We start from the raw sequence: 6,529 nt of genomic DNA on the forward strand, positions 1-6,529 counted from the left end.
AGCCTTTGACTGCGATGGACCGCGACACCGACCGCTACCGCCTGCTGACCCGCCGCGCCGCCGTGCTGGGCGGGCTGAAGCTGGCCGGTCTGTCCGCTCTGGTCGGGCGGCTCTACTACCTGCAGGTGGTGGAATCCGCGCGCTACACCATGTTGGCGGAAGAGAACCGCATCAGCCTGCGGCTGGTCGCCCCGTCGCGCGGCACCATCGTCGACCGCTTCGGCGCGCCGCTGGCGGTGAACCAGCAGAACTACCGCGTCGTCGTGGTGTCGGAGCGCACGCGCAACATTCAGGACACGCTCGACAAGATTTCCAAGATCGTCCCGCTGACCGACGGCGACCGCCGCCGCGTGATGCGCGAGCTGCACCGCAAGCGCCGCTTCGTGCCGGTCACCGTGCGCGAGAACCTGACCTGGGAGCAGGTCGCCACCATCGAGATGAACACGCCGGACCTGCCGGGCGTCGCCATCGAGGTCGGCGAGATCCGCCACTACCCGGAGGCGGAGGCGACCGCGCACATCCTGGGCTATGTCGGCGCCGTTTCGGAGGCGGAGCTGAACGGCGATCCCGTGCTGTCGCTGCCCGGCTTCCGCATTGGCAAGGCGGGGATGGAGAAGTATCACGAGAAGGCGCTGCGCGGCACGGCGGGCACCAGCCAGCTCGAGGTCAACGCGGTCGGGCGCGTCATCCGCGAGCTGTCGCGCGACGAGGGGCAGCCGGGTCGCGAGGTTCAGCTGACCATCGACATCGGCCTTCAGAAATTCGTGCAGCAGCGGCTGGCGCAGGAGGTCAGCGCCTCCTGCGTGGTGATGGACGTGCACACCGGCGGCATCTACGCCCTGTGCTCCCACCCCAGCTACGACCCCAACCAGTTCACCATGGGCATCAGCGCCGAGCTGTGGGAGGAACTGCTCTCCAATCAGGCAACCCCGCTGAACAACAAGGCGGTGGCCGGGCAGTACCCGCCAGGCTCCACCTTCAAGCCGGTGGTGGCCCTGGCGGCCCTGGAGTCCGGCTTGATCAGCCGCAACCACTCGGTGTTCTGCCCGGGCCACATGGACCTTGGCGACCACCGCTTCCACTGCTGGAAGAAGGGCGGGCACGGCACGGTGGACGTGGTCGGGGCGCTGCGCCATTCCTGCGACGTGTGGTTCTACGACGTGTCGCGGCGCATCGGCATCGACCGCATCGCCGAAATGGCGAACCGCTTCGACATGGGGCAGCTGACCGGACTGGACCTGCCGCACGAGCGGCCGGGCCTGATTCCCTCCATCGACTGGAAGAAGGGCGCGATCGGCAAGCCCTGGGCTCAGGGGGAGACGCTGATCGCGGCGATCGGGCAGGGCTACGTGCTGTCCACCCCGATGCAACTCGTCGCCATGACGGCGCGGTTGGCCAATGGCGGCTTCGCCGTGAAGCCCCACCTGACCAAGCAGATCAAGGCGCTGTCGGGCGAACAGACGAGTTGGCCGCCGATCGGGGTCAAGAAGGAGAACCTCGACCTCGTCCTGCGCGGCCTCTACGAGGTGACCAACGCGCCGAACGGCACCGCCTACAAGTCGCGCATCACCGAGCCCGGCTATGAGATGGCCGGCAAAACCGGCTCCGCCCAGGTTCGCCGCATCACCATGGCGGAGCGCAGCACCGGCGTGAAGAAGAACGAGGATCTGCCCTGGCGGGAGCGCGACCACGCGCTGTTCATCTCCTACGCGCCGGTCAGCTCCCCGCGCTACGCCTGTGCGGTGTTCGTGGAGCATGGCGGCGGCGGCTCCACCGCGGCGGCGCCGATCGCGCGCGACATCCTGCTGGAATGCCAGAAACGCGATCCGGGCCGCGCCGCCGTGGCGGAAAGCGCCCCGCCGCCCCCACCACCGGGGGGCACCCGGGGGTAGGGGCTTTGGAGACGCCGGCCGATCAGGCCGCGCGCACCTCGGCGAGGAACTGATCCACCTCCCGCTTCAGGCTCGATGCGCGTTCGGCCAGCTGGTCGGCCGCGCTCTTCACGCTGTGGGTGGCGGCGCTGGTCTCCGACTCCGCCTGTTGGATACCGGCGACGTTGCTCGACACCTCGGCGGTGCCGTTGGCGGCCTGCTGGGCGTTGCGGCTGATCTCGCCGGTCGCCGCGCTCTGCTGCTCGACGGAGGCGGCCATCTCCGCGGTGGAGCGGTCGATGTCCTCGACCTGGGTGATGATGGCGCGCATCGCCTCCACCGTCCGGCCGGAGGCGTTCTTCACCGCGGCGATCTGGTTGCCGATCTGCTCGGTCATCGCGTGGGTCTGGTTGGCGAGGTTCTTCACCTCGCTGGCGACCACGGCGAAGCCCTTGCCGGCCTCGCCGGCGCGGGCGGCCTCGATGGTGGCGTTGAGCGCCAGCAGGTTGGTCTGGGAGGCGACGGCGTTGATCGAGGCGACGATCTGGTCGACCTGTTCGATGGCGGAGGACAGGGAATCGAGCTGGGCCTGGGCCTGATTGGCCCCCTCGGCGGCGGCTTTGGAGCGGGCGGCGGCGCGGGTCACGCGCTCGGCCAGCTCGTGGATGGAGGCGGACATCTCCTCCGACGCCGACGCGACGGTCTGCACGTTGGCGCTGGCCTCCTCGGACGCGCCGGCCACGGCGTTGCATTGGGCGCCGACCTCCTCGACCGCGGAGGCGAGCTGGGCGGCGGTGGCCTGAAGCTCCGTCGCGGCCCCGCCGACGTCGTTCACGATGCCCCCCACCTGCGATTCGAAGCGGCCGGCCAGCGCGAGCATCGACGCGCGCTTCTCCGCCTGGGACCGGGCCTCGGCCTCCTTGGCCTCGCGCTCCATTTCGCGGCTGTGCAGCAGGTTGCGCTTGAACACGTCCGCGGTGGCGGCGATGGCGCCGACCTCGTCCTTGCGATCGGTGCCGTAGACCTCGGTGTCGAGCTTGCCGTCGGCCAGCCCGCGCAGGCAGGCGACGATGGCGGCGACCGGCCGGACGATGCCGAACTGCGACATCAGCCAGCCCAACAGCAGGCCGACGAGAATGCCGACCGCGGCCGCCGCGATGAGCTGGACGGCCCGCCGCTCCGCCAGTTGGGAGGCGTCGTCGGACAGCCGTGCCGCCTTGTCGTCGGTGTAGGCGGTGTATTTGACGCTCAGATCCTGGAGCTTCCGCGCGGCGACGGCGCTGTTCTCGACCGAAGAGAGAATGTCCTGATGAAATCCGACGGCGCCCTTCGCGTTGATCTGACGGGCGACGGTCAGAGTCTGTTCCAATTGAGTCTTGTAGAGCGACAGCGCCGCTTCGAAGTCCGCCAACAAGCGCTTCTGCTCGGGGTCGGCGGTTTCCTTGACCCTTGTGAGGTTCGTGGACAGCGTTTCGCGGCTCGTCGCAATGGAAGGCAGAACCTCCGGCAGATCGGCGGGGTTGGCGGCAAGGCGGTATTCGTCGCGGAGCAGTTCAACCACCAGGCGATTAAGCCGTGCGCCGAGCCTCATCTCGTCGCCGGAAGCCTTGATCTCGTCGGTGGCGCGGCTCAGCGCGTCCAATCCGGAGACCGACGTGGCGGTGATGCCCGCGCAGATGGCCCCCAGCATGATGATGATGGACAGGATTTTCGTTGAGATCTTGAGGTTGCTTAGAAGCATGGCGGTTCTCTCTTTTTTTCCATGGCGGCGTGGGCGCACCATGGCAGGTATCGAACGGAGACGTTCGGCTGCACACATGGGTGTGTACGTCTCTTACCTATTTCATATCTAAACATTTATCATCTGAATGTGACATGCGGTTTCGCGTCGCGATATGCGTCAGGAACCGACCGCCGCCCGGGCTGTTTTTTTGAGGGATTAAAATCTGGGTGAGCAGACAATGGCTGGCGGACTGACCAATTGGCTGGTCGATGTGATGCACACGATGAATTACGTGGGCATCTTCCTGCTGCTGGTCCTGGCGCGGGTCATTCCGCCGGTCCCTGCGGAATCGGTCATTCCATTGGCCGGCATCGCGGCGGCGCAGGGCGAGTACAATCTGCTCGGCGTCGCCCTGGCCGGCGGGCTGGGCTCGCTGGCCGGGCAGCTGGTCTGGTTTCTGCCCAGCCGGCTGATGGGCCGCGACCGGCTGGAGGCCTTTTTAAAACGCTACGGCCACTGGCTGACCATCCACCCCAGGAAGGTCCGACGAAGCACAGAGTGGTTCGGCCGGCACGGCGGCATTGCCGTCTTCCTGACCCAGCCGGTGCCGGGGGTGCGCACGCTGATCTCGATCCCGGCGGGGGCCTGCCGGATGTCGATCCCGCTCTACTGCCTCTACTCAGGGGCGGGGTCGATCCTGTGGACGCTGCTGCTCGCCTGGACCGGTTCCATGCTGTCCCGCTGGCCCTTTGCGCACAGTCTGGTGGGGTACTTCACCGTGGGGTTGCTGGTGGTCCTGGTGGGGCTGTATCTGTACCGGCTTATCAGCCATTTCCACGGCATCCGCCGCGCCCAGAAATCCTCCGGAGGCGACCCTCCGGTGGCGGGCGCCCCGCTCAGTCCCTAGGGGCTGAGCCCTTGAGGGTTCACCCCATGGCCCAGCCGGCCATGCCGGTGAAGGCCATGCCGAGCGCCCAGAGGCCGAAGGCCGCCAGCGCCACGCCCGTGCAATGGTTCAGCCGGGTCAGCCCGCGGTCGGAGATGCGGTGGCGCACGGCGGCGACGCCCATGGACAGGGTGAACCACCACAGGGAGGCACCGATGAAGACGCCTGCCACCAGCGTGGAGGCGTCCACCCGCCCCAGATTGCCGCCCAGCCCGAAGCCGGCGAAGATGGCGATGAAGGCCATGATCGTCGCCGGGTTGGTCAGGGTCAGCGACAGGCCGGTCATGAAGCCGCCGAGGAAGGATGGCGTGTCGGGCGCGCTGGCCGCCTCGCGCTCCTCGTCCTCCGGCTTCTGGCGGAAGGTGCGGATGGCGACGACGACGAGGAAGATGCCGCCGACGAGCTGGAAGGCGATCTCGTGCCCCTGCAGGAAGTCCAGGGCGGCGGAGACGCCGAAGGCGGCGATGGCGCCATAGATGGTGTCCGCCACGGCCGCGCCGAAGCCGGTGAAGAAGCCCATCAGCGGCCCGTGCTGGAGCGTGCGGCGGATGCACAGCAGGCCGATGGGACCGACGGGGGCGGCGATGGCGATTCCAAGGACGATGCCTTGCAGCAGCACCACCAGACCATGCACGCCGATCACCTCGTCCAATATGTGACTCTCCCCTCCGGGCCCCTCCTCCGGGCAATGGCGGGCGTGATAGCGGGCCACCGTCCTTCCGTCAACCGGCGTCGCGGGCGGAGGTCCCATACGGGCTGTGACCTGCGGCGGAATTGCCCCCGCCATGTGCCCCCTGTCACGGGGCGGGAGGAGCGGCTATCCTGGCCGCCACGCCCCGGCAAGCGGGCGCACCGGAACGGGGAAGCGGAACGATGACGATGACGCGCATTCTGACCATTCTGGCCCTGTCGCTGACGGCGGCGGCCGTTCCCGTCGCGGGTCCGGCCCTGGCGGCGGACGAGTTCATGCCGGCGGTGGTGTTCGATCAGGGCGGCAAGTTCGACAAATCCTTCAACGAGGCGGCCTACAACGGGGCGGAGCGCTTCAAGAAGGAGACCGGGATCGTCTACCGCGAGTTCGAGGTCACCAGCGAGAGCCAGCGCGAGCAGGCGTTGCGCAACATGGCGCGGCGCGGCGCCACCGTCATTACGGCGGTCGGCTTCTCGCAGTCCGCCGCCGTGGACAAGGTGTCGCGGGAGTATCCCAACACGAAATTCTGCCTGATCGACGACAAGCTGGAGCTGCCCAACGTCCAGTCGGTGACCTTCAAGGAGCATGAGGGCTCCTTCCTCGTCGGCATGCTGGCGGCGCTGGCCTCGCAGAGTGGCAAGGTCGGCTTCATCGGGGGCATGGACATCCCGCTGATCCGCAACTTCCTGACCGGCTACGAGCAGGGCGTTCGCCATGTGAAGGCGGACGGCGAGGTCTTCACCAACATGACCGGCACCACCCCCGCCGCCTGGAACGACCCCACCCGCGGGGCGGAGCTGGCCAAGAGCCAGTTCGGGCGCGGCGCCGACGTGGTCTTCGCGGCGGCCGGGGCGACCGGGCTGGGCGTGCTCCAGGCCGCGGCGGACGCCGGCAAGCTGGGCGTCGGGGTGGACAGCAACCAGAACTGGATCCATCCGGGCAAGATCCTGACCTCGATGGTCAAGCGGGTGGACGTGACCGTCTACGACTGCATGAAGTCGGCCAGGGACGGCAGCTGGACGCCGGGCCACCGCGTCGTCGGGCTGAAGGAGGAGGGCGTCGGCTACGCGCTCGACGAGAACAACCGGAAGCTGGTCACGGCGGAGATGGAGACGGCCGTCGAGGACGCCAAGCGCAAGATCATCGCGGGCGAGCTGGTGGTGAAACCGTATCAGCCGTAAGGGCTTGATCCGCGAGCGGTTGCCCCCTCCCTAACCCTCCCCCGCTGGGCGGGGGAGGGAAATCGGCCCTCTCCCGCCCAGCGGGGGAGGGAAGGGGCCCGCGGCGAAGCCGTGGGA

The 6,529-nt window shown here is 68.2% G+C and carries 5 protein-coding genes; 3 read left to right on the forward strand and 2 right to left on the reverse strand.

Annotated features, from left to right (window positions below):
- Positions 1–14: 14 nt before the first annotated feature.
- Positions 15–1,892 carry a penicillin-binding protein 2 gene (mrdA, locus tag DXK32_RS27335; RefSeq protein ID WP_114861390.1) on the forward strand — a complete coding sequence of 626 codons (1,878 nt, stop codon included), beginning with the start codon at positions 15–17 and terminating at the stop codon, positions 1,890–1,892.
- Positions 1,893–1,914: 22 nt separating this feature from the next.
- On the opposite strand, the gene DXK32_RS27340 is transcribed toward mrdA, so the two are convergent.
- Complete coding sequence (locus DXK32_RS27340; RefSeq protein WP_162801363.1) at positions 1,915–3,612, reverse strand: methyl-accepting chemotaxis protein; 1,698 nt, start codon at positions 3,610–3,612, stop codon at positions 1,915–1,917.
- Positions 3,613–3,832: 220 nt separating this feature from the next.
- Here DXK32_RS27340 and DXK32_RS27345 point away from each other — a divergent pair, with 220 nt between their 5' ends.
- Entirely contained in the window at positions 3,833–4,501 is a 669-nt protein-coding gene (locus DXK32_RS27345; protein ID WP_114861392.1) for a DedA family protein, read from the forward strand.
- Between the two features lie 19 nt (positions 4,502–4,520).
- Here DXK32_RS27345 and DXK32_RS27350 read toward each other — a convergent pair whose 3' ends face one another.
- Positions 4,521–5,183, reverse strand: a complete 663-nt coding sequence (locus DXK32_RS27350; protein ID WP_247877371.1) for a LysE family translocator — start codon at positions 5,181–5,183, stop codon at positions 4,521–4,523.
- 230 nt (positions 5,184–5,413) lie between these two features.
- Here DXK32_RS27350 and DXK32_RS27355 point away from each other — a divergent pair, with 230 nt between their 5' ends.
- Entirely contained in the window at positions 5,414–6,412 is a 999-nt protein-coding gene (locus DXK32_RS27355) for a BMP family ABC transporter substrate-binding protein (RefSeq protein ID WP_114861394.1), read from the forward strand.
- Positions 6,413–6,529: the final 117 nt, after the last annotated feature.

The organism is Azospirillum brasilense, from assembly GCF_003349955.1.
Classification (GTDB): domain Bacteria; phylum Pseudomonadota; class Alphaproteobacteria; order Azospirillales; family Azospirillaceae; genus Azospirillum; species Azospirillum brasilense_B.